This is a genomic window from Kitasatospora sp. NPDC048545 (assembly GCF_040651155.1).
Classification (GTDB): domain Bacteria; phylum Actinomycetota; class Actinomycetes; order Streptomycetales; family Streptomycetaceae; genus Kitasatospora.
Genome location: NZ_JBEZIQ010000017.1, coordinates 136,042 through 161,555, shown reverse-complemented (window position 1 = coordinate 161,555; position 25,514 = coordinate 136,042). Strand labels below are relative to the sequence as shown.

Annotated in this window: 25 protein-coding genes and 1 riboswitch; of the genes, 15 read left to right on the top strand and 10 right to left on the bottom strand. The window is 73.4% G+C overall.

The features are described 5' to 3' along the window. Positions 1–120 precede the first annotated feature (120 nt). Complete coding sequence (locus AB0D10_RS18545) at positions 121–1,068, bottom strand: ROK family protein (protein ID WP_360257286.1); 948 nt, start codon at positions 1,066–1,068, stop codon at positions 121–123. A gap of 379 nt (positions 1,069–1,447) precedes the next feature. Here AB0D10_RS18545 and AB0D10_RS18540 point away from each other — a divergent pair, with 379 nt between their 5' ends. Further along, a complete protein-coding gene (locus AB0D10_RS18540; RefSeq protein ID WP_360257283.1) occupies positions 1,448–2,686 on the top strand; it encodes an extracellular solute-binding protein in 1,239 nt (412 codons plus the stop codon). A 127-nt stretch (positions 2,687–2,813) separates the two neighbouring features. Here the strand turns inward: AB0D10_RS18540 and AB0D10_RS18535 are convergent, their stop codons facing one another. Next, positions 2,814–3,164 carry a cupin domain-containing protein gene (locus tag AB0D10_RS18535; protein WP_360257281.1) on the bottom strand — a complete coding sequence of 117 codons (351 nt, stop codon included), beginning with the start codon at positions 3,162–3,164 and terminating at the stop codon, positions 2,814–2,816. A 102-nt stretch (positions 3,165–3,266) separates the two neighbouring features. Here AB0D10_RS18535 and AB0D10_RS18530 point away from each other — a divergent pair, with 102 nt between their 5' ends. Together AB0D10_RS18530 and otsB are read left to right on the top strand one after the other, a co-directional pair. Continuing rightward, positions 3,267–3,494 (top strand): DUF3263 domain-containing protein, encoded by a 228-nt coding sequence (locus AB0D10_RS18530; RefSeq protein ID WP_350630003.1) that lies wholly within the window; start codon positions 3,267–3,269, stop codon positions 3,492–3,494. Positions 3,495–3,548: 54 nt separating this feature from the next. Then, positions 3,549–4,388: a trehalose-phosphatase gene (gene otsB, locus AB0D10_RS18525; RefSeq protein ID WP_360257279.1), complete on the top strand. Its 840-nt coding sequence runs from the start codon at positions 3,549–3,551 to the stop codon at positions 4,386–4,388. Here the strand turns inward: otsB and AB0D10_RS18520 are convergent. Both AB0D10_RS18520 and AB0D10_RS18515 read right to left on the bottom strand, forming a co-directional pair. Next, on the bottom strand, positions 4,375–5,841 hold the full coding sequence (locus AB0D10_RS18520; RefSeq protein WP_360257276.1) for a trehalose-6-phosphate synthase: 1,467 nt from the start codon (positions 5,839–5,841) through the stop codon (positions 4,375–4,377). The genes otsB and AB0D10_RS18520 overlap by 14 nt on opposite strands. A 38-nt stretch (positions 5,842–5,879) precedes the next feature. Continuing rightward, entirely contained in the window at positions 5,880–6,887 is a 1,008-nt protein-coding gene (locus AB0D10_RS18515; protein ID WP_360257309.1) for a glucosyl-3-phosphoglycerate synthase, read from the bottom strand. A gap of 171 nt (positions 6,888–7,058) precedes the next feature. Beyond that, positions 7,059–7,195: riboswitch (SAM riboswitch) on the top strand. A gap of 16 nt (positions 7,196–7,211) precedes the next feature. On the opposite strand from AB0D10_RS18515, the gene thrC reads away from it, so the two are divergent. From thrC to AB0D10_RS18490, 5 genes are all read left to right on the top strand, one after another. Beyond that, positions 7,212–8,492 carry a threonine synthase gene (thrC, locus tag AB0D10_RS18510; RefSeq protein ID WP_360257274.1) on the top strand — a complete coding sequence of 427 codons (1,281 nt, stop codon included), beginning with the start codon at positions 7,212–7,214 and terminating at the stop codon, positions 8,490–8,492. Positions 8,493–8,560: 68 nt separating this feature from the next. Next, complete coding sequence (locus tag AB0D10_RS18505; protein ID WP_360257271.1) at positions 8,561–8,839, top strand: MoaD/ThiS family protein; 279 nt, start codon at positions 8,561–8,563, stop codon at positions 8,837–8,839. A gap of 540 nt (positions 8,840–9,379) precedes the next feature. Further along, positions 9,380–9,583 carry a cold-shock protein gene (locus AB0D10_RS18500; RefSeq protein ID WP_030289665.1) on the top strand — a complete coding sequence of 68 codons (204 nt, stop codon included), beginning with the start codon at positions 9,380–9,382 and terminating at the stop codon, positions 9,581–9,583. A gap of 362 nt (positions 9,584–9,945) precedes the next feature. Next, on the top strand, positions 9,946–11,568 hold the full coding sequence (gene groL / locus AB0D10_RS18495) for a chaperonin GroEL (RefSeq protein ID WP_360257269.1): 1,623 nt from the start codon (positions 9,946–9,948) through the stop codon (positions 11,566–11,568). 111 nt (positions 11,569–11,679) lie between these two features. Further along, entirely contained in the window at positions 11,680–12,036 is a 357-nt protein-coding gene (locus tag AB0D10_RS18490) for a hypothetical protein (RefSeq protein ID WP_360257266.1), read from the top strand. A 1-nt stretch (position 12,037) separates the two neighbouring features. Here AB0D10_RS18490 and AB0D10_RS18485 read toward each other — a convergent pair whose 3' ends face one another. After that, positions 12,038–12,679 (bottom strand): hypothetical protein, encoded by a 642-nt coding sequence (locus AB0D10_RS18485; protein ID WP_360257263.1) that lies wholly within the window; start codon positions 12,677–12,679, stop codon positions 12,038–12,040. A gap of 66 nt (positions 12,680–12,745) precedes the next feature. Between AB0D10_RS18485 and AB0D10_RS18480 the strand changes: the two genes are divergently transcribed. The 3 genes from AB0D10_RS18480 (at position 12,746) to AB0D10_RS18470 (ending at position 14,846) form a co-directional block, all read left to right on the top strand. Next, entirely contained in the window at positions 12,746–13,129 is a 384-nt protein-coding gene (locus AB0D10_RS18480; RefSeq protein ID WP_360257260.1) for a PadR family transcriptional regulator, read from the top strand. Continuing rightward, the gene (locus AB0D10_RS18475; RefSeq protein WP_360257258.1) at positions 13,126–14,082 is read left to right on the top strand and encodes a hypothetical protein; all 957 of its coding nucleotides are present in this window, start codon (positions 13,126–13,128) and stop codon (positions 14,080–14,082) included. Before AB0D10_RS18480 ends, AB0D10_RS18475 begins: the two co-directional genes overlap by 4 nt. Positions 14,083–14,159: 77 nt before the next feature. Then, positions 14,160–14,846 (top strand): copper homeostasis protein CutC, encoded by a 687-nt coding sequence (locus tag AB0D10_RS18470; protein ID WP_360257256.1) that lies wholly within the window; start codon positions 14,160–14,162, stop codon positions 14,844–14,846. Between the two features lie 49 nt (positions 14,847–14,895). Here the strand turns inward: AB0D10_RS18470 and AB0D10_RS18465 are convergent, their stop codons facing one another. Next, a complete protein-coding gene (locus AB0D10_RS18465; protein WP_360257254.1) occupies positions 14,896–16,959 on the bottom strand; it encodes an AAA family ATPase in 2,064 nt (687 codons plus the stop codon). A 333-nt stretch (positions 16,960–17,292) separates the two neighbouring features. On the opposite strand from AB0D10_RS18465, the gene AB0D10_RS18460 reads away from it, so the two are divergent. Beyond that, positions 17,293–17,454 carry a hypothetical protein gene (locus AB0D10_RS18460; protein WP_360257252.1) on the top strand — a complete coding sequence of 54 codons (162 nt, stop codon included), beginning with the start codon at positions 17,293–17,295 and terminating at the stop codon, positions 17,452–17,454. 26 nt (positions 17,455–17,480) lie between these two features. Here AB0D10_RS18460 and AB0D10_RS18455 read toward each other — a convergent pair whose 3' ends face one another. After that, the gene (locus tag AB0D10_RS18455; RefSeq protein ID WP_360257249.1) at positions 17,481–19,118 is read right to left on the bottom strand and encodes a DNA repair helicase XPB; all 1,638 of its coding nucleotides are present in this window, start codon (positions 19,116–19,118) and stop codon (positions 17,481–17,483) included. Positions 19,119–19,250: 132 nt separating this feature from the next. Beyond that, a complete protein-coding gene (locus AB0D10_RS18450) occupies positions 19,251–19,655 on the bottom strand; it encodes a hypothetical protein (protein ID WP_360257247.1) in 405 nt (134 codons plus the stop codon). A 104-nt stretch (positions 19,656–19,759) separates the two neighbouring features. Between AB0D10_RS18450 and AB0D10_RS18445 the strand changes: the two genes are divergently transcribed. Continuing rightward, positions 19,760–20,011, top strand: coding sequence for a hypothetical protein (locus AB0D10_RS18445; RefSeq protein ID WP_360257245.1), 252 nt, complete (start codon positions 19,760–19,762; stop codon positions 20,009–20,011). Positions 20,012–20,068: 57 nt separating this feature from the next. On the opposite strand, the gene AB0D10_RS18440 is transcribed toward AB0D10_RS18445, so the two are convergent. Beyond that, positions 20,069–22,570 (bottom strand): helicase C-terminal domain-containing protein, encoded by a 2,502-nt coding sequence (locus AB0D10_RS18440; protein ID WP_360257243.1) that lies wholly within the window; start codon positions 22,568–22,570, stop codon positions 20,069–20,071. 268 nt (positions 22,571–22,838) lie between these two features. Here AB0D10_RS18440 and AB0D10_RS18435 point away from each other — a divergent pair, with 268 nt between their 5' ends. Then, entirely contained in the window at positions 22,839–23,804 is a 966-nt protein-coding gene (locus AB0D10_RS18435) for a hypothetical protein (protein ID WP_360257241.1), read from the top strand. Positions 23,805–23,837: 33 nt separating this feature from the next. Here the strand turns inward: AB0D10_RS18435 and AB0D10_RS18430 are convergent, their stop codons facing one another. Next, complete coding sequence (locus AB0D10_RS18430) at positions 23,838–24,473, bottom strand: NAD(P)-binding oxidoreductase (RefSeq protein ID WP_360257239.1); 636 nt, start codon at positions 24,471–24,473, stop codon at positions 23,838–23,840. A gap of 145 nt (positions 24,474–24,618) precedes the next feature. Here AB0D10_RS18430 and AB0D10_RS18425 point away from each other — a divergent pair, with 145 nt between their 5' ends. Next, positions 24,619–25,392 carry an SDR family NAD(P)-dependent oxidoreductase gene (locus AB0D10_RS18425; RefSeq protein WP_360257236.1) on the top strand — a complete coding sequence of 258 codons (774 nt, stop codon included), beginning with the start codon at positions 24,619–24,621 and terminating at the stop codon, positions 25,390–25,392. Positions 25,393–25,514: the final 122 nt, after the last annotated feature.

Here is a 25,514-nt window from a genome sequence, read left to right as displayed (position 1 = left end):
TGCCGTTCGTGACGGCGCAGATCCGGTCTCCCTCGACGATGAGGCGGTGGTCCTCCACGACACCGCCGGGCAGCACGAGTCGGGCGCCGGCCAGGGCAGTTCGGTCACGGTCCGCGGTGGTCACGCGGTCACCTCCATGGTGAGCAGATCCCAGGCGAGCAGGCCGGCGCCCAGGGACGCGGCGGTGTCTTTGAGCATGGCGGGTACGACCTTGGGGGGCATCTGGAAGGTCAGGCGCTCGGTGACGGCCGCGCGCAGCGGAGTGAAGAGGGTGTCGCCGGCCTCGGCCAGCCCGCCGCCGACGATCACCGTGGACGGGTCGAGCAGGCTCTGGGCGAGGACGATGCCGTCGGCGAGGGCGTCGACGGCGCGCTGCCAGACCGCGAGGGCGCGGTCGTCCCCGGCGTCCACCGCGGCGGCGCAGGATGCCGCGTCGGCGTCGGGGTCGCCGCTGGCCCCGGCCCAGGCACGGGAGACGGCGGAGGCGGAGGCCAGCGTCTCCAGGCAGCCGCGGGCGCCGCAGCCGCACTGCGGGCCGCCCGGGCGGACCACGACGTGGCCGATCTCCCCGCCGTAGCCGTGCGCGCCCGCCTCGATCCGGCCGTCGATGCCGATGGCGCCGGCGATGCCGGTGCCCAGGGCGACGAACAGGAAGCGGTCGACGCCCCGGCCGGCGCCGAGGCGGCCCTCGGCCAGGCCGCCCGACCGCACGTCATGGCCGAGGGCCACCGGCATCGCGACGCCGTCGGGGCCCGCCAGGCGCTCGCCGAGGAGCCTGCGCAGGGGCAGTTCCCGCCAGCCGAGGTTGGCGGAGAAGACCGCGATCCCGTTCTTCTCGTCGATCGTGCCCGGGACGGCGACGCCGGCCGCGAGCGGGGCGACGCCGAAACGGCTGCGGCCCTCGTCCGCCAGGTCGGTGGCGAAGTCGAGGATGGCGGTCACGACGGCGTCCGTGCCGTGCTCCCGCCCGGTCGGTCGGCGTGCCTCGAACAGCACGGAGCCGTCCTGGGCGAGCAGCGCGGCCTTCATGCCGGTGCCGCCTACATCGAGTGCGATGACGTGCTTCACGGAGGACAGTTTCCCTTGGGTGGGTAGAAGAGGTCTAGTCCAGTTGTCGGATTGGTCTGGTCCATGTGGGGTGAGCTTTGTCGCAGCTGCGGCGGTGTGCGGCGCTTTGGGGTGGGGCGTACGGGGGGTGTCCCGGGGTGGTCCGGGGGTTGCCCCGGAGACGATCCCGGCGTGCGCGGTTGCGCATCGTGCAACGACCCGGGGCACTTCGGTAACTACTGCGGCGGGGTGCCCCAGTGGTGTGGACCAGTGGTCGGCAGGTTTGACAGTGTGGCGCCTCCCCCCTGCCGGAGTCCCTCGTTCCGGCGGCAGTTCTTCCCCTAAGGCGGTACCCGCGTTGAACAGGCGCGTCCACGTTCCCACCCGTGTGCTCGGTCGTGTGCTGGCCGGAGCACTGGCACTCACCGCGGTCGGCGCGTGCGGCGGGCAGGGCGAGGGGACCGTCACCCTCAAGCTGGTCGCCGCGGACTACGGGGAGAACCAGGAGACCGGCTCCGCGCACTACTGGGACGCGGTGGCCAGGGCCTTCGAGGCCGCCAACCCCGGGATCAAGGTCAGCGTCGAGGTGGACGGCTGGACCGAGATCGGCAAGAAGGTCGAGGACATGATTGCGGCCGGGAAGTCCCCGGACCTGCTGCAGACCGGCGGCTTCGCGGACCAGGTCGCCGCGGGCCGGCTGTACCCGGCGTCGGACGTCCTCTCGGTGGATACCCAGGCGAACTTCCTGGACACCTTCGCGCACGCCGGCCAGGTGCTCGGGACGCAGTACGGGATCCCGTTCGTGTCCTCGTCCCGGGTGCTCTTCTACAACAAGGCGATGTTCCGGCAGGCGGGGATCACGCAGCCGCCCGCCACCTGGAACGAGCTGAAGCAGGACGCGGAGAAGATCAGGGCCAAGGTGCCGGGCGTGACCCCGTACGGTCTCCCGCTCGGGCCGGAGGAGGCGCCGGCGGAGTCCATGCTGTGGACGCTGAGCGGCGGCGGGAGCATCTCCGACGACGTCGGCAACTACACCATCGACAGCGCCCAGAACCAGGCCACCTTCAGCTGGCTGAAGAGCAACCTGGTGGCGACCGGGCTGACGTACCCGGACCCGGGGAAGATGAACCGCACCCCGGTGTTCCAGGACTTCGCGGCCGGCAAGGTCGCGATGCTCAACGGGCACCCGACGCTGCTGCGGATGGCGACCGCGGGAAACATCGACTTCGGGACGGCGCCGATCCCGAAGAAGGACGGCGTCGGACGGACCGGGAGCCTCGGGGTCGCGGACTGGATGATGGCGTTCAAGGCGAACGGACACAAGAACGAGATCAAGAAGTTCCTGTCGTTCGTCTACAACCGGGACAACCAGCTGAAGTTCGACGAGCGGTACAACCTGCTGCCGGTCACCCAGGACGCGTTCGACCAGATGTCGACGGACCCGAAGCACGCCGACCTCAAGCAGTTCGCGGTCGGGCTGGCCAACGCGAGCTTCTACCCGTTCGGGGACCCGGCGTGGGGCGAGGTCAGCAATCGGATCAAGGCCGGGATCGGGCAGGCCGTGACGGGCGACCCGAAGCAGGTGCTCGGGGGGCTGCAGGACGCGGCGGTGAACGAGGCGACGCGGGTCCGCAAGTAGCGTCCGGCCGTGGGGCCCGGTCCCGGGGGTTCCGGGGCCGGGCCCCTGCGCGTCCGCGTCCGCGGGGGGAACGCGCTCGGGGGAACGCGTCCGGCGGGAGCGGGGAGCGTGATCAGGGGGAACGCGCTCAGGGGAGCGTGATCGCGTAGGCCTTGCGGAGCGTCTCGTGGACCGTCCAGGTGGTGCGGTCGCCCTCGCGCAGCACCGCGCAGTCGCCCGGACCGACCTCCAGGGTCGAGCCGCCCTCGACCTCGATGGTGGCCCGGCCGCTGAGGACCACGAACATCTCGTCGGCCTCGACGTCCGTGACCACGCCGGGGGTGATCTGCCAGATGCCGCGCAGCTGTCGGCCGTCGGCGGACTCGGAGAGGACCCGGCCGGTGACCTCGGGCGTGCCGGAGACGATCTGCGCGGGGTCGAGCGGGTCGGGTTCGAGGTCGGCGGCGGGGATGTGCACGGCGAAGCTGGGCGTGGTCATGGGGATGACGCTAGCCGGGCCGACGAAGCGGTGGGGCGAGCACTGTGTGTCGGGGTCGCGCGGGAGAATGACACTCCGTAGTGGCGGGCGGAGGTGTGCGCGGTGGGCGAGCTGAGCGAGCGGGATCGGGCGGTGCTGGCGCTGGAGGGGCGGCAGTGGCGAACGGCGGGGGCCAAGGAGCGGGCGATCAGGGAGGAGCTGGGGCTTTCCTCAACCCGGTACTACCAGCTGCTGAACGCGCTGCTGGACCGGGAGGAGGCGCTGGCGCACGCCCCGGTGCTGGTGAACCGCCTGCGGCGGGTGCGGGCCGCCCGGCGGGAGGCCCGCTGACGCGGGCGTTCGACGCGGGCGTTCCGCGCCGGGACCGGGGGTAAGGGCCTCGGTATGGGATTCGAAGAGACGTGGGTGCCGGGGACCGAGGCCGGGCGGGACGGGGTGCGGGCGATCCTGCGGGCGCCCCGGGACACCGTGATCGGCCTGGACTTCGACGGGACCCTGGCACCGATCGTGGCCGACCCGAGCCTGGCCCGCGCGCACCCCGGGGTGGCCGGCGCGCTGCGGGTGCTGGCACCCGAGGTGCGGGCCGTGGTGGTGGTGACGGGACGGCCTGCGGCGCTGGCCGTGGAGTACGGGGGACTGGCCGGGGTGCCCGGGGTCGTGGTGCTGGGACACTACGGCGCCGAGCGGTGGGAGGACGGCGAGCTGACGGCGCCGCAGGTGCACCCCGGGGTGGCGGGTGCGCGGGAGGCGTTGCCCGGGGTGCTGGCGCGGGCCGGGGCGCCCGAGGGCACCGGCCTGGAGGACAAGGGCCGTTCGGTCGCCGTGCACACCCGGCGGACGGCGGCGCCCGAGGAGGCGCTGGAACTGTTGCGGGCGCCGGTCGGGGAGCTGGCGGCCGAGCACGGACTGGTGGTGGAACCCGGCCGGCTGGTGCTGGAACTGCGGCCGCCGGGCGTGGACAAGGGGGCGGCGCTGACCGGCTTCCTCCGGGAACGGGCCGCCGGATCGGTGCTGTACGCGGGGGACGACCTGGGGGACGTGGCGGCCTTCGCGGCGGTGGAGAAGCTGCGGGGCGAGGGGATGGCCGGGCTGCTGGTGTGCAGTGCGGCGGTGGGGGACGCACCGGTGCGCGAACTCGCCGACCGGGCGGACCTGGTGGTCCCGGGCCCGGCCGGCGTGGTGGAACTGCTGGAATCGCTGGGTCAGGCGCTCACAGCGCGTTGAGCTGGTCGAGGAACCACTGCTGCGGGGGGAGCGCGGTGGCTGCCGCCGCGAGGCGCTTGGTCCGGTCGGCGCGTTCCGCCTCGGGCATGGTGAGGGCGGTGTGCAGCGCGTCGGCGGTGGCGATGACGTCGTACGGGTTGACCGTCAGGGCGTTGTCGGCGAGTTCCGCGTAGGCGCCGGCCTCCCGGGAGAGGACCAGGGCGCAGCCGCGGTCGGAGACCACGGGGACCTCCTTGGCCACCAGGTTCATGCCGTCCCGGATGGGATTGACCAGGGCCACGTCGGCCAGGCGGTAAGCGGCCAGGGAACGCGGGAAGTCGTCGTCGACGTGCAGGATCAGCGGCTTCCAGGTGGGGGTGGCGAACTCGGCGTCGATCTCCCCCGCGAGGCGCCGGACGGCCGCCGTGTAGTCCCGGTACTCGGCCAGGTCGGTCCGGGACGGGTAGGCGAACGCGATGTGGACCACCCGGTCGTGCCACTCGGGGCGGGTACGGAGCAGGTGCCGGTAGGCCTGGAGGCCGCGGACGATGTTCTTGCTCAGCTCGGTGCGGTCGACCCGGACGATGGTGCGGCGGTCGCCGACGGCCTCGCGCAGGATGGCGAGGCGCTCGTCCACGTCGGGCCGGCGGGAGCGTTCGCGCAGGAAGTCGGCGTCGGCACCGAGGGCGTGCACGCCGAGGCGGGTGGTGCGGCCGTCGAGGGTGACGGTGAGCGCCTCGTGGTCGACGGCGGCGCCGAGCAGGTCCTCGCAGCAGGCGGCGAAGGCGCGGGCCCAGCGCTCGGTGAGGAAACCGGCCCGGTCGGCGCCCAGGATGCCGGTGAGGACGTCACGGGCGACGTCGTCGGGCAGCATCCGGTAGTAGTCGGGCGGGGCCCACGGGGTGTGCGAGAAGTGGCCGATCCGCAGGTCGGGACGGGCGGCGCGGAGCAGGGCCGGGGCCAGGGAGAGGTGGTAGTCCTGCACGAGCACCGCGGCGTCCGGGGCGGCTTCGGCAGCCAGCGCCTCGGCGAAGGCAGCGTTGTAGGCCCGGTAGGCGGCCCACTCGGTGCGGAACCCGGCGTCGAAGGCGGGCGCGGTGGGGGTCGCGTAGAGCAGGTGGTGGACGAACCAGAGGGTGGAGTTGGCGACGCCGTTGTAGGCGCGGGCGAAGGTCTCGGGGTCGATGTCCAGCATCCGGACGGCCTGCCCGCCGACGTCGTGGCCGGCCAGGTCGAGGCGGCCGTCGGGGGCCTGCGCGGCGGCTCTGCGGTCCGCGGCGTTGAGGGCCGCGCAGACCCAGACGGCGTTCGGGTCGTCGATCGCGGAGAGGCCGGACACCAGCCCCCCGCCGCCGCGCCGCAGAGTCAGTGTGCCGTCGTCGGCGGTGCTGAAGGACACCGGTCCCCGGTTGGAGGCCACCAGGACGGGGGCGGTGCCGGTCGCACTCGAACGTTCGGTCGTGAGATCGCCCATGGTTGGGATGTTGCCGGGGCTCCGGCGTGGCAAACCCCTCAGTGCCGGGTGGCGTATTCGGGGACGGTGTGCATCGGGGGGCGTTCCAGGGCGGTGATCTCGTAGGTGCGGGGGGTGAAGATGGGGGTGTCCCCGGCCGGGGGCCGGGGGCGGGGGTCCGGGTCGCGGGTGAACTGGGTGAGCTGTGGGTGGACCAGGTCGGCGGAGGCCTTGAGCCGGTGGGCGCGGTCGAGGCGTTCGAGGGCGGTGCGGTAGATGGTGGCGGCCATCCGGCCGAGGGCCTGGCCGTCCTGGTGGCGGTGGTGCCGGACGCCGACGTCCACCTGGGCCAGGGCGTCCAGGCCGACCAGTTCCAACGCGTCCACCAGCAGGCCGAGTTCGACGCCGTACCCGGTCGGGAAGGGCAGCCGTTCGAGCAGTGAGCGGCGGGCCGCGTACTCGCCGCCGAGGGGCTGGACGAACCCGGCGAGCTCCGGCCAGTGGAGGTTGAGGAGGGGGCGGGCGACGAGTTCGGTGACGCGGCCGCCGCCGGCCGGGACGACAGCGCCGGACTCCGTCTCCAGCGGGCGGTCGTACATGGCCTTGACCAGGTGGATGGACTCGTCGGTCAGCAGGGGGCCGACGATGCCGGAGACGAAGGCCGGGTCGAACTCGCGCAGGTCGGCGTCCACGAAGCAGACGATGTCGCCGCGGGTGACCAGCAGCGACCGCCAGAGCACCTCGCCCTTGCCGGGGGCGGCGGGCAGCCGGGGCAGGATGGCGTCGCGGTGCTCCACCCGGGCGCCGGCCTCGGCGGCTACGGCGGCGGTGGCGTCGACGGAGCCGGAGTCGACCACGACGAGTTCGTCGACGAGCGGGAGGCGTTCCATCAGTTCGCGGCGGACGGTGCGGACGATGTCGCCGACGGTGGCCTCCTCGTCCAGGGCGGGGAGGACCACGCTGACCGTGCGCCCGGTGCGCTCCTTGGCCGCGAGGAGGGTGTGGACCGGCCGGTCGGCCGCGCTCCAGGATCGGCGGCGCAGCCAGGACGCCGCCTGCGGGAGCAGTGCGGGAGTCGGTTCGGCGGGCACGGAAGTCTCCTCGGCGGGTCGGGTGGGACGGGTCATCTCGCGTGGCGGACGGTCCCGTTCAGGATTGACGCCTTCGGATACAGTCTTCGTACAGCGGTCGGACCTTTGCACGCCGGGGTCACCGCTGAGCGCCACCACAATTTCACAAGCTCATCCAGAGGGACTGAGGGAACGGCCCGTTGACGTCCCGGCAACCTTCTCGCGCGGCTGTCGTCATACAGGCCCCGGCGGGACAGGTGCCAATTCCGGCCTGTGGCGCGACCGCGCTACGGGGAAGATGAGGAGAGAGGCCTCGCCATCATGGCTATCGACACTGTCGCACCTGTTTCCGTGGACCTCGGCCCGGCCGCCGCGCTGTCCTGTCGCGAGTGCGGCACCCGCTTCCCGCTCGGCCCCAGCTTCGCGTGCCTGGAGTGCTTCGGCCCGCTGGAGATCGCCTACGAGTTCGGCAGCGAGGGTGCGGAGGAGCTGCGCAAGCGGATCGAGGCCGGTCCGACGTCCGTCTGGCGCTACGCGCCGCTGCTGCCGGTGCCGGCCGACGTGGCGTCCAAGCCGAACCTGAACCCGGGCTGGACCCCGCTGGTGAAGGCGGACAACCTGGGCCGGGAGCTCGGCTTCACCGCTCAGCTGCACATCAAGGACGACTCCGGGAACCCGACGCACTCGTTCAAGGACCGCGTGGTGGCGTGCGCCATCGAGGCGGCGCGGGCGTTCGGCTACACCACGCTGTCCTGCTCCTCCACCGGCAACCTGGCCGGCGCGGTGGGCGCGGCGGCCGCCCGGGCCGGGTTCCGGTCCTGCGTGTTCATCCCGCACGACCTGGAGCAGGGCAAGGTCGTCATGGCCGGGGTGTACGGCGGCGAGCTGATCGGCATCGAGGGCAACTACGACGACGTGAACCGCTTCTGCTCGGAGTTGATCGGCGACCCGGCCGGGGAGGGCTGGGGCTTCGTCAACGTCAACCTGCGGCCGTACTACGGCGAGGGTTCCAAGACGCTGGCGTACGAGATCTGCGAGCAGCTCGGCTGGCGGCTGCCGGAGCAGATCGTGATCCCGATCGCCTCGGGCTCGCAGTTGACGAAGATCGACAAGGGGCTGCAGGAGCTGATCAAGCTCGGCCTGGTCGAGGACCGGCCGTACCGGGTCTTCGGCGCCCAGGCGGAGGGCTGCTCGCCGGTGTCGGCCGCCTTCAAGGCCGGCCGGGACGTGATCCGACCGGTCAAGCCGGACACCATCGCCAAGTCGCTGGCGATCGGCAACCCGGCCGACGGCCCGTACGTGCTGGACATCGCCCGCCGCACGGGCGGCGCGGTCGAGGACGTCACGGACGCCGAGGTCGTGGCGGCGATCCGGCTGCTGGCGCGGACGGAGGGCATCTTCGCCGAGACCGCGGGCGGGGTGACCGTCGGCGTGCTGAAGAAGCTGGTCGAGACCGGGCAGCTGGATCCGGCCAAGGAGACCGTCGCGATCAACACCGGCGACGGCCTGAAGACCCTGGACGCCGTCTCCGACGCCGGGATGACCGCCGTCATCCGCCCGACGCTGGACTCCTTCCGCGCCGCCGGCCTGGTGTCCGCCTGAACCTCCCCCGTCCCGGCCCCGCCACCCGGGGGCCTCGCCCCGCAAGGCCCCACCCCGCTAGGAGAGCCATGAGCGCCAACGTCCGCATCCCCACCATCCTGCGCACCTACACCGGCGGCGCCGCCGAGGTGACCGCCGAGGGCGCGACCCTGGCCGAGGTCATCGCCGACCTGGAGAAGAACCACGCGGGCATCGCCGCCCGCCTGCTGGACGACACCGGCAAGCTGCGCCGCTTCGTCAACGTCTACGTGAACGACGACGACGTGCGCTTCGCCGAGGGCCTGGCGACCGAGATCAAGGACGGCGCCGGCGTCTCGATCATTCCGGCGGTGGCCGGCGGCTGCTGAGCCGCGACTTCCCGCCATTCGGCCGCCCGTGCGTACGGAATTCCGTTCTCCGTACGCACGGGTGGCCGGTTGCATTCCGGCTGGAATCTTTCCGAGTCGAGTCGGAGTAGAGTGTCGCTCGGTTGGGAACAGGGGTTCCCTCTCGACCGCCCGCGCTGTTCAGCCCGGGCGCGTCCGGCCGGTGAGACCGGCCCGGCAATCATGTCAGGCCGATGTCAGAATTACCGCGGGGATTTGGGTAATTCGTCCGCTATGTCCGGCGTGAAATGCCGATATTTTTCCGATTCGGCCCGTCCTGTCCCTTGATCGGGCAGTGGAATTACCGGCGGCTGACCCTGTTGCAGAGGGCGTCGGTCCGGATACATTCAGCGGCGGTCGACGCAGTCACCCGCTCACCGGACGCCGTTCGGCGCCCCGCGCGGAGGGCTGCGGCGTGCACGGCTGCGCCCAGGGGGGGTTCCCCGGGCCGGCCTTCAAACCAACCCGGGCCCGCGACCTGCGGGCACGTGAAGGGCCAGCACAGCACTAGGGGAGTTCGGAATGGCTCAGGGCACCGTCAAGTGGTTCAACGCGGAGAAGGGCTACGGCTTCATCGCGGTCGACGGTGGTGCGGACGTCTTCGTCCACTACAGCGCGATCCAGATGGACGGCTACCGCACCCTCGAGGAGGGCCAGCGGGTCGAGTTCGAGATTTCCCAGGGACAGAAGGGCCCGCAGGCGGACATGGTTCGCGCGGCGGTCTGACCCCTTCCGACTCCAGGAGCTCGGCCCGGCCCAGGGCTGGTGACCACTCGCTTCTCGACGGGCCCGCACGACACGCGTCGTGCGGGCCCGTCGGCGTTCCCGGGTGTTCCCGGCGTTTCCGGCCGTTCCCGGACGGCCCCGGGGCGGGCTCCGTGGCGGCTCGCGGGTCGGCGGCGGGGCTTGCACTCGACCACCCGGAGTGCTAATCATTGGCGTTAGCACTCACAGCGTGAGAGTGACAGCGGACCGGGTCGGTGAGGCCCCCGGGAGCGGTAGGGGAAAAGACCCCCGCACACCAGGGCCGTCCGTCGCGGGCACCCCTTGGTCCGAGCAGTCGACCGTGTCCCGGAGGACCACTTCTGATGGCCAAGATCATCGCCTTTGATGAGGAAGCTCGCCGCGGCCTTGAGCGTGGCATGAACCAGCTCGCCGACGCGGTGAAGGTCACGCTCGGCCCCAAGGGCCGCAACGTCGTGCTGGAGAAGAAGTGGGGCGCCCCCACGATCACCAACGACGGTGTCTCCATCGCCAAGGAGATCGAGCTCGAGGACCCGTACGAGAAGATCGGCGCGGAGCTCGTCAAGGAGGTCGCCAAGAAGACGGACGACGTCGCGGGTGACGGCACCACCACCGCCACCGTGCTCGCCCAGGCCCTGGTTCGCGAGGGTCTGCGCAACGTCGCCGCCGGCGCCAACCCGATGGCCCTGAAGCGCGGCATCGAGAAGGCCGTCGCCGCCGTCTCGGACCAGCTGCTGGCCCAGGCCAAGGACGTGGAGACCAAGGAGCAGATCGCCTCCACCGCCTCCATCTCCGCCGCTGACACCCAGATCGGCGAGCTCATCGCCGAGGCCATGGACAAGGTCGGCAAGGAAGGCGTCATCACCGTCGAGGAGAGCAACACCTTCGGTCTGGAGCTTGAGCTCACCGAGGGCATGCGCTTCGACAAGGGCTACATCTCGGCCTACTTCGCCACCGACCTGGAGCGGATGGAGGCGACCTTCGAGGACCCCTACATCCTCATCGCCAACTCCAAGATCGGCTCGGTCAAGGACCTCCTGCCGCTGCTGGAGAAGGTCATGCAGAGCGGCAAGCCGCTCGTCATCATCGCCGAGGACGTCGAGGGCGAGGCCCTGTCGACCCTGGTCGTGAACAAGATCCGCGGCACCTTCAAGTCCGTCGCCGTCAAGGCCCCGGGCTTCGGCGACCGCCGCAAGGCCATGCTCGGCGACATCGCCATCCTCACCGGTGGCACGGTCATCTCCGAGGAGGTCGGCCTCAAGCTGGAGAACGCCGGCATCGACCTGCTGGGCACCGCCCGCAAGGTGGTCATCACCAAGGACGAGACCACCATCGTCGACGGTGGCGGCGAGAGCGACCAGGTCGCCGGCCGCGTGAACCAGATCCGCGCCGAGATCGAGAACAGCGACTCGGACTACGACCGCGAGAAGCTCCAGGAGCGCCTCGCCAAGCTGGCCGGCGGCGTGGCCGTCATCAAGGCCGGCGCGGCCACCGAGGTGGAGCTCAAGGAGCGCAAGCACCGCATCGAGGACGCCGTCCGCAACGCCAAGGCCGCCGTCGAGGAGGGCATCGTCGCCGGTGGTGGCGTCGCCCTGCTGCAGGCCGGTGTCGCCTTCGACAAGCTGGAGCTGGAGGGCGACGAGGCCACCGGTGCCAACATCGTCAAGGTCGCGCTGGAGGCCCCGATCAAGCAGATCGCGACCAACGCCGGCCTGGAGGGTGGCGTCGTGGTGGAGAAGGTTCGCAACCTCCCCGCCGGTCACGGCCTGAACGCCGCCACCAACGAGTACGTCGACCTGGTCGCCGTGGGCATCATCGACCCGGCCAAGGTCACCCGCTCCGCGCTGCAGAACGCCGCCTCCATCGCGGCGCTGTTCCTCACCACCGAGGCCGTCATCGCCGACAAGCCGGAGAAGGCCGCTGCGGCCGCCGGCGGCGGCATGCCGGGCGGTGACATGGACTTCTGATCCTGATCGTTCCGATCGGATCGGTGGTACCTCGTCCGCGTGGGCGGTTCCCTTCGGGGGGCCGCCCACGCGGCGTTTCGGCGTTGCGACGTGTCGACGGAGAATGGACGGATGGCTGCTGACGACATCGAGACCGCCCTGCACAACGCGCGGGCACTGATCCTGGCCGACCTCACCGCGCGGGACGTGGCGGACGCCGCCGTCGTCTCGCTGGTGGAGCAGGCCGTGACGCACCGCCGCTGGTGGCTGGAGCAGTGGCCGGACGGCACCGAGTACGTGCTCGGACTGGTCGCCCAGGACGTCCAGGACGCGCTGCTGGAGGCGTACGGGCGCTGGCCGCTGTGCAGCGAGTGCGCGGCCGACGGGGACCCGCACGCGCTGGGCGTGGAGCCGGAGCTGGGGCCCGATCCGCACTGGGTGTGCGGCAAGGAGGGCGCGGTGGTGGCGCCGGTCGGGAAGCTGCCCTAGGTCAGGCCTGGTCCTCCAGCCGCCGGAGTTCGGCCGTCAGGTTGGCGCGGGCGGCGTCCGTGAAGCGCTCGTGGGCGGCGGGGGTGCGGTAGAGCGCGGGCAGGGCCAGGAGCCCGCGCAGGACGGCGGCGCGGCCGGCGCGGAAGTCCGGCTCCGGGACGAAGCCGTACTCCTCCCGGACGGCGGCCGCGTACGCCGCGTACGCCTCGGGGGTGCCGCCGAGGACGGCGAGGTCCGCGTCGCAGAGCACCTCGCCGTCGCGGTCGCCGGGGGCCGGGTCGTGGCCGACGGTGAGCAGGACCAGTCGCTCGACCTCGGCGACCCGGGCGGCGGGCAGACCGGCGGCGGTGAGCGCGCGGACGGCCAGGGCGGCGCTGCGCTCCTCGTTCTCGGTGCGGTCGGGGCGGTAGACGGCGTCGTGGAACCAGGCCGCGAGGCGGACGGCGTCCGGGTCGGAGGCGTGCCCGGCGAGGTCGTCGACGTGCCGCAGGACCGCGCTCAGGTGCTCGGGGGTGTGGTAGCGGCGCTGGGGTTCCGACCAGCGGCGCAGCAGTTCCCGGCCGTACGGCCCGGGGTCGTCGGCGGCGCCGCAGCGGTGCAGCAGGGCGGTCCAGGCGGTGAGCAGGTCGTCGTCGGTGGGCATGACGGCCATTGTGGTGGGTCGGCCCGGGACTGGACCTATAGGTAGGTTGACGATATATGTAGTCGTATGACAGAACGCTCCATGCAGGAGCCCACGCTGCTGCTGCTCACCGCCCTGGCCGACGCGCCGAGACACGGCTACGCGCTCATCCAGGAGGTCGCCGCGATCTCGGACGGCCGGGTCAAGATGCGCACCGGCACCCTCTACGGCGCCCTTGACCGGCTGCTCGGTCAGGGCCTGATCGAGGTCGCCGCCGAGGAGGTGGTGGACGGTCGCGCCCGGCGCACCTACGCGCTGACCGGCGCCGGGCGGGAGGCGCTGGCCGCGGAGGCCGGGCGCCTGCGGGCGGTCGCCACCGAGGCCGAGCGCCGGTTGACGAAGATCCGGGCGATGCTGCCGGGGAGTGCCGGGTCGCAGGGGCGGCCCGCGTCGGGAGGAGGACTCTCATGACCATGCCGGTGATCGGTGCCGCGCCCTCGGTGGTGCTGCGGGCCGCGCTGCAGCTCTACCCGGCGCAGTACCGCCGGGAGCGCGGCGAGGAGCTGACCGAGGTGTTCGCCGACACGACGGCGGAGGGCGGTCGCGCGGCGGTCGCCCGGGAGGTGCTCGGCCTGGCCGTGTACGGGCTGCGGGTGCGGCTCGGGCTGACCGGCGCCTCGGCGGCCGGCCGGCTGCTCGCCCTGGCCGCGCCGATGATCGCCGGCGCGGTGGTCGGCGCCACGATGGTGCCCTGGCTGGCCACCGTGGACCGGACCACCAGCTGGCTCGCCTGGGACGACTCGTTGGGGAACCAGGTCCGGGCGTTCGCCCCGCCGGTGGCCGCGCTGCTGCTCGCGGTGGCGGCCCTGCTGGGGCGCTGGACGGCGGTGCGGGCCACCGCGCTGGTCCTGGGCGTCATCGGGCTGAGCCAGCTGGGCGAAGCCGTGTTCACCTCGCACTTCGACCTGTGGTGGGTCGGCTACGTCGGGATGGCCTCGCTGCCCTTCGTGGCGGCCGCGCTGCTGCTGGTCGCCGCGCCGACCGACCTGCTGCCCCGGCCGACCGGGCGGACGGCCGGGCTGGTGCTGGCCGCGGCGGTGGCGGGCGGACTGCTGGAGGCGGCCCAGAACTGGGACGACACCACCTTCCCGCTGGACCGGGGGTGGGTGGTGGTGATGCTCGTCGTCCCGCTGCTGCTGACCTTCGCCGGGCTGCGCGGCCGGACGGTGCCGACGGCCGTGGGGGTGACGGTGCTGGTGGTGACCGGGCCGGGGTGCCTGTTCAACATCTGGCGTGAGGCCCACGGGGTCTCGAACCTGCTCCCGGTGGCGGTGCCGGTGCTGGGACTGCTGGTGCTGGTGGCATTGGCGGTGCACCGGTCCGGCCGGCGGCCGGCCGTCGCGGCGGCCCACGGTCCGGCCTGACGGGGGTTGCCGGGGCCGGGGTGCGGGGGTAGGGGTGCGGTCTCGCCGGGCCCGGCGGCATGTGGCAACCTACTGATATGTCTAGACCAATTTTCGAAGTCATCGCGCTGACGCCCCAGGACGCCCAGGCCGCCGAATCGGGTGGCGCCGACCGGCTCGAACTGGTCACGGACATGGCCGCCGACGGACTCACCCCGTCCGTCGAGGACTTCGCCCGGATCCGGGCTGCCGTCGGCATCCCACTGCGCGTCATGCTCCGGGTCCGGGACGGCTTCACCCCCGGCGACCTGGACGAACTGTGCGCCCGGGCCGCCGCGCTGCGGGCCGAGGGCGCCGAGGAGTTCGTCCTCGGCTTCCTCGACGCCACGGGCGCCGTCGACCTCGCCGCCACCGCGGCCGTCGCCGAGGCGGTGGCCGGCTGCCGCTGGACCTTCCACCGGGCGATCGACCACAGCGCCGACCGGTCCGCCCTGCGGGCCGCCGTCGGCGCACTGCCCGGGCTGGACACCTTCCTCACCTCGGGCTCGGCCGCCGGGGTGGACGCCGGGCGCGCCGTGCTGTCGGGCGAACTGGCCCGGGCCGGCGAGCCCGGGTACCGGCAGCGGATCCTGATCGGCGGCGGCCTGCGGGCCGAACACCTGAAGGAGCTCCGGGCGGAGGGCTTCGACGCCTTCCACGTCGGCGGCGCGGTGCGGGCCGACGGCTGGCGCTCGCCGGTGGATCCGGCCAAGGTCGCCGAGTGGCGGGCTTCGATCGACGCCTGAGCGCCCACCGGTGGGGCCGGTCCCGCGGCGCGGGACCGGCCCGTCGTCGTCAGCGCAACTGCTCGGGCAGCGGTTCGCTGTGCAGCACGGTCAGCCCGGAGACGGCGCGGGTCAGCGCCACGTACAACCGCCGCAGTCCGGTCCGCTCGTCCGGCTCGCCGGCGATCACCGCGGCCGGCTCGTCCAGCACCACGTAGTCGTACTCCAGGCCCTTGGCCAGCGAGGCCGGGACGAGGGTCAGCCGGGCGTCGGCGCTGGTCTCGGTGCCGGGGGCGAGGTGCGGCAGGCCCGCCGCGGCCAGTGCCTCGGCGAACACCGGGATCCGGGCGTCGGCGGCGATCAGGCCGGTCGAGCCCTCGTGCTCCAGTGCCTCCCGGCAGGCGGCGACGACCGCCTCGACCGCGTCGGCCGGCTCCCCCTCGGCGATCCGGCGGATGGTCAGCGAACCGGGAGTGTCGCGGACCGAGGTGGCCGGGGCCAGGCCCGGGGCGATCGCCGGGAGCAGCCGGGAGGCGTACGCGATGACCTCCTCCGGCACCCGGAAGCCCTTGGTCAGCTCCTCGACGTGCGCCTCCGGCTTGCCCAGGTGGTGCAGGGCGTCCGGCCAGCTCGCGGTCGCCCACGGGGTGGTGCCCTGGGCGAGGTCGCCGAGGACGGTCGCCGAGCCGGTGGTGCAGCGACGGCCGACCGCGCGGTACTGCATCGGGGAGAGGTCCTGCGCCTCGTCCAGCACCACGTGGCCGAGCGAGGGCGTGCGCTGCACCAGGTCGTTCGCCTCGTCCACCAGGACGGCGTCGGCCTGCGTCCAGCGGGCGGTCTTCACCGAGCGGCCGGGCTTGGGCCACAGCACCGCCTGCTGCTCCTCGGGCGTCAGCACGCCCTCGGCGCAGGCGGCCAGGAACTCCGGGTCGGAGAGCAGCCGCAGCACCAGCTTCGCCGGGTCGACGGCCGGCCAGCACTCCTTGACCACCGCCTTGACCGCGGTGTTGCGGGCCACCGCGTCCTGCACCCGGTCGTCCGGGGCCTCGCCGCCCTGCTCCATCTTCAGCAGCACGGCGTGCGCGATGCGCTGCGGCAGGGCGTCCCTGGCGGCGCCGTAGCGGACCTCACGGGCCTTCAACTCCTCGATGATCTCGATGAGTTCGTACACCGGGACGCGCCAGCGGCGGGAGCCGCGGACCACCACGCAGGGCTCGGTGGGCAGCGCGATGCCCGCCCGCACGGCCCGGCGCAGCACCTCGGCCATCCGGGCGTCGCCCTTCAGCCGGGCCGACTCCGGGCCGTCCTCGCCCCGGACCTCGACGTGCCCGACCAGCTGCTGCACGGTCGCCTGGGCGACGTCCAGCTCGCCGAGGGCGGGCAGCACCTGCTCGATGTAGGACAGGAAGGCGTTGTTCGGCCCGATCACCAGGGTGCCGGTCCGGGCCAGGCGTTCGCGGTGCGCGTACAGCAGGTACGCGACGCGGTGCAGGCCGACGGCGGTCTTCCCGGTGCCCGGCGCGCCCTGGACGCAGATGGTGCCCGTGATGTCGGAGCGGACGATCTCGTCCTGCTCGGGCTGGATGGTGGCCACGATGTCGCGCATCGGGCCGACGCGGGGCTTCTCGATCTCGGCGGCGAGCAGCGCGGAGGAGGTGTCGGTCTCGGCCGGGTCGGTGAGGTGCTCGTCCTCGTAGGCGGTGAGTTCGCCACCGGTGTAGCCGAAGCGGCGCCGCCGCTCGACGTCCATCGGCTCGGTGCGGCTGGCCCGGTAGAACGGCTGGGAGACCGGCGCCCGCCAGTCGATCACCATCGGGTCGCCGTCGGCGTCGTGGACGTGGCGGCGGCCGATGTAGAAGTTCTCCCCGCCCCCGCCTTCGGAGAGCTCCTCGCTGATCGGGTGCAGGTAGTCGAGGCGGCCGAAGAACAGCGGGGTGTGGGAGAGGTCGGCCAGGGCGGCGATCCGGGCCTCGATCTGGTTGTGGAGGACGGCGGCGGACACCCAGGTGCCGGTCACGTCGCGCAGGTCGAGCGACTCGACGTCCTCACGCATCGCTCGCAGCGCGGCCCGGGACGAGGCCAGGTGGTCGCGTTCGCGCTGGAGGGGGTCGGTGGTGGTGGGGGTGGCGGGCACAGCGAACCTTTCCGGCTGTCCCGGTGGCGGGCGCAGCGGATCGATGGAGCTCACGGTGGGGTACGGCCGACCGGTTGCCGTACGGTCGGCGCCTCCCCCGGCTGCCTGCGGGACTTCAGCAGGTACCACGGTTCGGGAGGGGGCAGACGGACGATCTTAGACCTGTCGGGCCCGGTGTTCCAGCTCCGCAGGTCAGGGTCGGGGGCGGGCGGCCTCGGGGTTCGCCCTCCGGGGTCCCCGGGGGCGCCGTACATCCTGAGGACGAGCCCCGCTGCGGCGGATACGGCCTTTGGAGTGATGCCGGCGGCCGGTCGGGTGCCTACCGTTGAAGACATGAGCACCCAGAACAGAAACCCCCGGACCGGTCCGGCCGGCGCCACCGCCGCCGCCGGGCGCCACCACAACCGGCTGAGCACCGCCGTCCGCAACGTCGGCATCGCCCTGGACACCGCCGCGCGCGTGATCTTCCTCGGGCGCGACGGTGTCCGCTACTGAGCGTTCCCCCGGTTGCGGCCCGTCGGCTACAGCACGTCGTCCGCGTCGATGATCCGGTACGCGTAGCCCTGCTCGGCCAGGAAGCGCTGCCGGTGGGCGGCGAAGTCCTGGTCCACGGTGTCCCGGGCGACCACCGAGTAGAAGTGGGCCGAGTGGCCGTCCGCCTTGGGGCGCAGCACGCGGCCGAGGCGCTGGGCCTCCTCCTGGCGGGAGCCGAAGGTCCCGGAGACCTGGATGGCCACCGTGGCCTCGGGCAGGTCGATCGAGAAGTTCGCGACCTTGGAGACCACCAGGACGCCGATCTCCTTGTTCCGGAAGGCGTCGAAGAGCTTCTCGCGCTGGGCGTTGCTGGTCTCGCCCTTGATCACCGGGGCGTCCAGGGCCTCACCGAGTTCGTCCAGCTGGTCGATGTACTGGCCGATGATCAGCGTCTGGTCCTTCTCGTGCTTCTTGACCAGCGCCTCCACCACCCGCCGCTTGGTCGCCGTCGTGGCGCAGAAGCGGTAGCGCTCCTCCGGCTCGGCGGTCGCGTAGGCGAGCCGCTCGGAGTCCGTCAGGGTGACCCGGACCTCGCAGCAGTCGGCCGGCGCGATGTAGCCCTGCGCCTCGATCTCCTTCCACGGGGCGTCGAAGCGCTTGGGACCGATCAGGCTGAACACGTCGCCCTCGCGGCCGTCCTCGCGCACCAGCGTCGCCGTCAGGCCGAGCCGGCGGCGGGCCTGCAGGTCGGCGGTGAACTTGAACACCGGCGCGGGCAGCAGGTGCACCTCGTCGTAGACCACCAGGCCCCAGTTGCGGGCGTCGAACAGCTCCAGGTGCGCGTAGACGCCCTTCCGCTTGGTGGTCATCACCTGGTAGGTGGCGATGGTGACCGGGCGGATCTCCTTCCTGGTGCCGCTGTACTCGCCGATCTCCTCCTCGGTGAGCGAGGTGCGCTTGACCAGCTCGTGCTTCCACTGGCGGGCCGAGACGGTGTTGGTGACCAGGATCAGCGTGGTCGACTTGGCGTGCGCCATCGCGGCCGCGCCGACCAGCGTCTTGCCGGCACCGCAGGGCAGCACGACCACGCCGGAGCCGCCGTGCCAGAAGCCCTCGACGGCCTGCGCCTGGTACGGGCGCAGCTGCCAGCCGTCCTCCGCCAGGTCGATCGGGTGGGCCTCGCCGTCCACGTACCCGGCGAAGTCCTCGGCGGGCCAGCCGAGCTTGAGCAGCACCTGCTTGATCTGTCCGCGCTCGGAGGGGTGCACCACCACGGTGTCCGGGTCGATCCTGGCGCCGACCAGCGGGGCGACCTTCTTCGAACGCAGCACCTCCTCCAGCACCGGCCGGTCGGTGGTGGCCAGCACCAGCCCGTGCGTCGGGTGCTTGAGCAGCTGGAGCCGCCCGTACCGGCCCATGGTGTCGGCCACGTCCACCAGCAGTGCGTGCGGCACCGGGTAGCGCGAGTACGTCACCAGGGCGTCCACCACCTGCTCGGCGTCGTGCCCGGCCGCCCGGGCGTTCCACAGCCCGAGCGGGGTCACCCGGTACGTGTGCACGTGCTCGGGTGCCCGCTCCAGCTCGGCGAACGGGGCGATGGCGCGACGGCAGTCGGCGGCCTTGGGGTGGTCGATCTCCAGAAGAAGAGTTTTGTCGCTCTGGACGATGAGCGGTCCGTCGTTCACGCGGGGGAGCCCTCCACTGGCTGACAGGGTGGTTTGACGCAGACCCTCCAGTGTCGCGCATTCCGCCGCCGTCGTGGAGGGACCGTGTGGAAGGGCCGTGTGGACGGGCCGTGTGGACGGGCCGGTGTGGGGCTACTTCCACTCGTAGAAGGTGCCGGTGGACTTCCCGCTGGCGTCGGTGTCGAACTCGAAGACGCCGGCGATGCCGTTGAGGCGTTCGAGGGCGGGGGAGACGGTGGCGAAGAAGAGCGCGCCGCGGAAGCTGGTGCCGCCGTCCTTCGTCATGTGGCCGACGCCGCTGCCGTGCCAGGTGACGGTGTCGCCGTCGGCGGTCATGTCGATGCCCTGGCCCTCGCCGTAGAGCGTGCCGTCGGGCCGGGCCTCGGCCTCGTAGGTGCCGAAACCGCTGACCGCGGTGCCGAAGTAGTCGCCGGTGCCGCGGAACGAGACCTCGACGGTGACGTGGCCGTCACCGGCGGAGAGGACGCGTCGGCCGGTCTCCTGGCTCGCTGTGTCGCCGATCTTGTCGCCGAGCATGGGTTTCCTCCTGTCGGGATCCCCCTGTTCCAGACTGCGCCGGGCGCGGGCGGCGGGCAACGGCGCGCAGTGACCACCGTGCGTGCTCGCTCGTTGAGCAGGTCATGAAGAAGTCGAAGCGCGTTCTCACCGCACTCGCCCTGATGGGTACGGCCTTCGCCGCCACCGCCTCCTCCGCGGGCTCCGCCCACGCCCTCGCGGGCATCGGCGAGGGGCCCGGCGGCCTGCTCGCGGCGCCCGGGTTCCTGATCGCCGACCAGGTCGGCGGCGGCTCGCTGCCGATCGGGCAGGGGGAGATCGGCAGCCTGGCGGACAAGGCGGTCCAGGAGAAGATGAAGGAGTCGAAGGGGCACTGACGCCCCGTCATCACCCTCCCCGTCGCCCCGTCGCCCCTGCGCTCCGGTGCGCGTCGGCTACTCGTCGAGTTCCGCGACGCCGGTGATGCGGTGGAGGGCGAAGGTGCGCAGTTCGTCGGCGTGGTGGTCGAAGGCGGTGACGAAGCCGCCTTCGACCTTGACCGGGTCGATGATCCGCTGGCTGGCGATGCCCTCGGCGTTGAGGTAGCCGATCCACATGCGCTCGCCGAGCAGGACGGCCGTCTGCAGGGAGGCCAGCGTCTCGGCGGCGGCGGTGCGGGGGAGTTGGCGCGGGTCGGCGGTGGGTTCGCGGCGGGTGGCGGTGGCGGCGCGGTCGCCGGCCCGGATGGCCTTGACGGCGGCGGCGAGGAGCACGTCGTCGGGGGTGGGCGGGCCGTCGGGGACGGGGACGGGCGCGCTGCGGGGCGGGGTGCGGTGGCTGTCCGGGCGGGTGATCAGCACGTCGCCCTCGGCGGACTCGGCGGCCGGTGCGTAGCCCATGGTGCGCAGCGTGGTGAGCAGGACGTCGGGGGCGGCCTGGGCGGCGAGGACGGTGGGGGCGAGCAGCCGTAGCCGCAGCTCGGCGGAGCGGCGGTCGGCGAGGACCTCGTTCAGCAGCGACGGGTCGTCGCAGCGCAGGTAGGAGGAGGCGGAGCCGACCCGCAGGATGCCGTGCCGGCGGGCGACGTCGTCGATCAGGTACGTGAGCGGCTGGGGGACGGGCGTCCGGCTGTGCTGCTCCAGGAAGGTGCGCAGGTCGGCGGCGGTGCGTCCGGCGTCGAGGGCGCGGCGGACGGACACCGGGGTGAAGCGGTAGACGGTGGCGCCGCCCTTGGACTCGATGTCGGCGCACAGCGCGAGGGCGTGGGCGAGCGGGGTGAGCAGCGGGCCGGGGGCGACCGCGGTGAGGTCCGGCTGGAGGATCACGTGGTCCAGCGGCCGGGGGAGCAGTGGGGCGAGCACCGCGGCCGGGTCGGCCTCGGCGGTGAGCAGGGCGCGGGCGGGGGCGGCGAGGGCGCCGCGGCCGGTGACGCCGAGGAGTTCCGCCTCGTCGAGGGTCCAGCCGGTGAGTTCGTCGCGCAGTTCGCGGCCGTCCGGGCCGGTCGGGCCGCCGCGCAGCGGGCGCTGCCACCGCAGGGTGGGGAGCAGTTCCGCGGCGGTGGCCGGGGTGCCGGGCGGGAGTTCGGCGAGCAGGGCGAGGGCGGCGCGGCGGACGGACGGGGCGAGGGTGCGGTCGAGTTCGGGGCCGAGGGCGGCGCGCGCCCTGCCCTTGCCGTCCGGGGTGCCGGCGAGGGCGGGGACGCGGGTGGCGGCGAGCCAGGCGGTGGCCAGGACGGTCCACCGCTCGGCGGTGTCCAGCTGCAGCCAGGCGTCGTACCCGGGAGTGGGGGCCCAGCGTTCGTCCACCTCGCCGTCGGGGGCCAGCAGGCCCGCCGTGTAGGCGAGTTCGAGCCAGAAGGCGGCCTGCTGCTCGGTGGTCTCCAGGGCCTGGGCGGCGCGCTTGAGGTCACGGACGCCGAGGCCGCCGGCGCGCAGGGTGAGCGGCGGGGTGAGGCCCCAGCCGTCCAGCAGTTCCTCGACGGTCCGGACGGCGGTGTGGGCCTGGCCGGCTGCGGCGCCGTCCACAGCCTGTGGATCGCGCGGGGTGGCGGCGGGCTCGGGCTCGGGCTGGGCCGGTTCGACGGTGCGGTGGGTGCGGCCGCCGCGCAGGTGGAGGGCGAGTTCGCGGGGCAGCACGACACTGCCGGGGCTGGTGGGCAGCAGCAGGCCGCGGGCGAGCAGCCATTCGACGGGGCTCTGCGCGTCCTCGGCGGTGACCGGGCGGGCGGCGTCGGGGACGGTGCCGGTGGGCGGGCCCCAGACCAGCCGGTCCAGCAGCCGCAGCGCGGGCTCGGGGGCGGTGTCGAGCAGGGCGGCGCAGCGGACGCGGTCGGTGAGCAGCGCGGTGAGCGCGGCGATCGCGGTGACCGGGTCCGGGGTGGGGGGCTGGCCGGCCGAGGCGAGCAGCTGCTGCAGCCGGGCCGGGGACATGCCCACGGTGGCGTCGGCGAAGGTCGGGCCGAGGCCGGTACGGCCGGGGTTGGCCGCGGTCGGGGCGAGCGCCTCGCGGACGGCGAGGACCAGCCGCAGGCCGTTGTCCGGGCCCCAGAGCAGCGACCGGTCGCGCAGGGTGGCGATCGCGCGGGGCAGCGCGGCGGCGACGGCGGACCGGTCGGCCGGGGTGAGCGGGGTCGCGCCGGGGTGCGGCCTGACCTTGGCAGGGCCGGTCAGCAGCGAGCGGACCGTGCTCACGGAGGTGCCGTCGGGGGCGGTGGCCAGCGCCTCGGCGGCCTGCAGGGTGAAGCGGTCGAGCCGCTCCAGGGCGCGCAGCGCGGAGGCCCGGGAGGAGAGCCGGGCGGACAGCTGGGTCAGGTCGCCGGGGACGGGGTTCAGCAGGTCGGGACGGGAACGGAGCAGGGCGGCGAGCGCGTCGTCGGGACGGGCGCGCAGCTCCTCGGCGAGGGTGCGCGGGCCGGTGGCGGACCTGCCCCGGCGTTGGGGGCCCTGCTGTGTGGTCATTCGACCTAGGTTAGTCGGGCGGGCGGACGGCGAGGTGTCCTCGTGCCGCCCGGGACGGGCCCGGCATCCGGGACGGGCCGCCGACCCGCGCCGGTCGGCCCTGCTCCGCACTGGGGCGGCTCTGCTCCGGTCCGCCCTGCTCCGCCTCGCTCCGCCCCGCCCGTCGGACTCGCGTGGTCGGGGGCGGGGTGGGTAGCGTCACGCCGAGGGCGGTTCGGTGGGCGGCCGCGCTCTTCATGGGCGGGCCGGGCGAGGCGGGGTGTCGGTGATGACGGACGGTGAGTGGTGGCGCAAGAGCGGGCCGTGGAGCGAGCGCTCGGTCGGGGGCGCGGAGGACGGTGCCGCGCGTGGCGGTGCCGCGCACGGGGCTCCGGCGGGCGCCCGGGACGACGCTGGCGCCCCTTCCGCACCTCCGGCGCCGTCGGCACCGCCCTCGTTCGTCAAGGACCCTGACAGCGTGTACGACCCGCCCGCGCCGAGTGCGGGTGGGATCCCCTCCGTCCCGTTGAACCCGCCGGACGCGGTCGACGCCGAGGCGCGGGCGGCCGCGATCCCGCCGCCGACGGTGAGCAGCACCGGCCCGTGGACCATGACGGTGTTCGACTTCTCGGACGGGCCGGAGCCCGCGCCGCAGCCGGTCCCCGAGCAGCGTGCGGGGGAGGCGGCGGCCGTGGCCGGGGAGGCGTCCGGGACCGCCGGGCAGCCGGTGCAGCCCGGGGCGGACCGGAAGGCCCAGGGGAAGTCGAAGAAGCTGCGGAAGGCCAGGGGCAAGGCGGCTCCCGAGGCCCCCGCCGCCGGGGCGAGGGGCGCGGCAGGGAAGGCCGGGGCAGGGAAGGGGGCGAAGGGGAAGGGGGTGGCGAACGACGCGGGGGCCCGCAAGCCTTCCCCGCTGATCCTGCTCTCCAGTGCCCTGTTGGTCGGCGGCGCCGTCTCCGGCTTCTTCCCGGTCATGCTGGCGGGCTGGGGTCTCGGCTATCTGTCCCGCCAACTCTCCGACCTGACCCGCAAGTTCGTGATCCTCGGGATCCCGCTGATCACGATGAGCGCGACCACGCTGATCGCCATGCAGCACGCCAAGCAGGGCGGCGCCCAGGGCGGCGGACTGCAGTCGGGTTCCCCGCTGGGGCAGATCGGCTGGTCGTCGGCCCCGAACGTGCTGCGGGTGTCGGCGGTGATCTCCGCGGTGGTTCTGCTGCTGGTCGGTATGCGCCGCCGTCCGCCGCAGCAGGGCTGAGGCGGGGCGGCGGGCGGGCGTCGGTCCCCCGTCTCAGTCGTCGGCGAGGTGGACGAGGCGGCGGAAGGTGTCCGGGTCGGCGAGGTGGTCGGTGATCCAGCGGGCGACGGTGGCCCGGGTCGCCGTGCCGGCGCGGGGGAGCGGCCGGTCGTAGCAGACCTGGGGGTTCGCGGACGGCGGGCCGTCCTTGAGCATCGGTACGCGGACGACCGTCCAGGCGATGTCCGACTCGGCGAGGACCGCCTCCATCCGGGCCAGGTCGTGGTGGACCTCCCGGTACAGCCGTTCGACGACGAGCCTGGTCACGATCCGCTGGGCGAAGGGCAGCCGCCCGGTGTCCAGGCCGGCCGAGCTCATCGTCACCAGGTGTCGGGCGCCGCCGGCCCGGGCGGCGGCCGTCAGCGCCCGGGCGCCGTCGGAGAAGACGTTGGTGGCCTGGCGGCCGGTGCTGCCGAGGGTGGCGACGACGACGTCCTGGCCGTTCAGCGGCCCCCGCAGGGTGTCCGGTCGGTGGACGTCGGCGGACTCGGTGCGCGGGGTGCCGTGCGCGAACTCCGGTAGCCGGTCGGGGGTGCGCGCGACGGCGGTGACGGAGTGGCCGGCGGCGAGTGCGAGGTCGACCACCAGGCGGCCGGTGCGGCCGGTGGCGCCCACGACTGCGATCCTCATCGGTTCCTCCTCGGGTCCGGCACGCCCGTGCCGGCTCTTGTGATTCATTCAGACGGACTGTATGAATGAAATCAGTGAACCACAGCACACCGTGAGAGCAAGCCGGAGAGCAAGACCGGAAGCCGGACCGAAGGAGCGATGGGACATGGGATTTCGACAGGCTCGGTACCCCGACCTGAACGGCAAGGTCGTGGTGATCACCGGTGGCAGCCGGGGCATCGGAGCGGAGACCGCCCGCGGCTTCGCCCGCCAGGGCTCGGCCGTCGCCGTCCTGGGCCGCGACGAGGCGGCGCTGGCGAAGGTCGCCGGGGAACTGCGCGCGGACGGCGCCAGGGCGCTGGGGCTGGTCGCCGACTGCACCGACGCGGCGGCGCTCGGCGCCGCCGCCGACCGGATCGAGCGGGAACTCGGCCCGGTCGACGTCCTGGCCGCCTTCGCGGGCGGCGACGGCTACCCCGTACCGACCGTCCGCGAGACCGAGGAGCACTGGCGGGCCGTCCTGGACGGCAACCTCAACGCCACCTTCCTCACCGTCCGGGCCTTCCTTCCAGGGCTGTTGGCACGTCGCAGCGGTTCGGTCGTGACCATGGCCTCCACCGCGGGCCGGCTGCCCAGCGGCTCCTCCGCCGCGTACGCCGCGGCCAAGGCGGCCGTGCTGATGTTCACCCGCCACCTCGCCGTGGAGGTCGCAGGCGAGGGCGTCCGGGTCAACGCGATCGCGCCCGGGGCCGTCCGCACCGAGCGGACCGCCGCCCACATGCCGCCCGACGTGCAGGCCGCGGTCGCCGCCGCGCACCCGCTGGGGCGCCTCGGCGAACCGGAGGACCTCGCCGCGGCCACGCTGTTCCTGGCCTCCGAGGCATCGTCCTGGATCACCGGGCAGACCCTGGACGTCAGCGGCGGCCGGGTCATCCTCTGAGCGCGGCGACGGACCGGCCCGTGTGAACCGACCGGCCCCGGCCCCGGCTGCGGACCCGGCCCGGCTGCGGGGTGGTGCCGGGGCGCGCCGGCCCCGGAGGATCGATCGGCGATACTGCCAGT

Bases quoted from the DNA above. Each gene is read 5' to 3' on its own strand.
- AB0D10_RS18535 (WP_360257281.1), bottom strand. From the start codon at position 3,164: ATGACCACGCCCAGCTTCGCCGTGCACATCCCCGCCGCCGACCTCGAA.
- otsB (WP_360257279.1), top strand. From the start codon at position 3,549: ATGGGATTCGAAGAGACGTGGGTGCCGGGGACCGAGGCCGGGCGGGAC.
- AB0D10_RS18520 (WP_360257276.1), bottom strand. From the start codon at position 5,841: ATGGGCGATCTCACGACCGAACGTTCGAGTGCGACCGGCACCGCCCCC.
- thrC (WP_360257274.1), top strand. From the start codon at position 7,212: ATGGCTATCGACACTGTCGCACCTGTTTCCGTGGACCTCGGCCCGGCC.
- AB0D10_RS18505 (WP_360257271.1), top strand. From the start codon at position 8,561: ATGAGCGCCAACGTCCGCATCCCCACCATCCTGCGCACCTACACCGGC.
- AB0D10_RS18500 (WP_030289665.1), top strand. From the start codon at position 9,380: ATGGCTCAGGGCACCGTCAAGTGGTTCAACGCGGAGAAGGGCTACGGC.
- groL (WP_360257269.1), top strand. From the start codon at position 9,946: ATGGCCAAGATCATCGCCTTTGATGAGGAAGCTCGCCGCGGCCTTGAG.
- AB0D10_RS18490 (WP_360257266.1), top strand. From the start codon at position 11,680: ATGGCTGCTGACGACATCGAGACCGCCCTGCACAACGCGCGGGCACTG.
- AB0D10_RS18485 (WP_360257263.1), bottom strand. From the start codon at position 12,679: ATGCCCACCGACGACGACCTGCTCACCGCCTGGACCGCCCTGCTGCAC.
- AB0D10_RS18480 (WP_360257260.1), top strand. From the start codon at position 12,746: ATGACAGAACGCTCCATGCAGGAGCCCACGCTGCTGCTGCTCACCGCC.
- AB0D10_RS18475 (WP_360257258.1), top strand. From the start codon at position 13,126: ATGACCATGCCGGTGATCGGTGCCGCGCCCTCGGTGGTGCTGCGGGCC.
- AB0D10_RS18470 (WP_360257256.1), top strand. From the start codon at position 14,160: ATGTCTAGACCAATTTTCGAAGTCATCGCGCTGACGCCCCAGGACGCC.
- AB0D10_RS18460 (WP_360257252.1), top strand. From the start codon at position 17,293: ATGAGCACCCAGAACAGAAACCCCCGGACCGGTCCGGCCGGCGCCACC.
- AB0D10_RS18450 (WP_360257247.1), bottom strand. From the start codon at position 19,655: ATGCTCGGCGACAAGATCGGCGACACAGCGAGCCAGGAGACCGGCCGA.
- AB0D10_RS18445 (WP_360257245.1), top strand. From the start codon at position 19,760: ATGAAGAAGTCGAAGCGCGTTCTCACCGCACTCGCCCTGATGGGTACG.
- AB0D10_RS18440 (WP_360257243.1), bottom strand. From the start codon at position 22,570: ATGACCACACAGCAGGGCCCCCAACGCCGGGGCAGGTCCGCCACCGGC.
- AB0D10_RS18435 (WP_360257241.1), top strand. From the start codon at position 22,839: ATGACGGACGGTGAGTGGTGGCGCAAGAGCGGGCCGTGGAGCGAGCGC.
- AB0D10_RS18430 (WP_360257239.1), bottom strand. From the start codon at position 24,473: ATGAGGATCGCAGTCGTGGGCGCCACCGGCCGCACCGGCCGCCTGGTG.
- AB0D10_RS18425 (WP_360257236.1), top strand. From the start codon at position 24,619: ATGGGATTTCGACAGGCTCGGTACCCCGACCTGAACGGCAAGGTCGTG.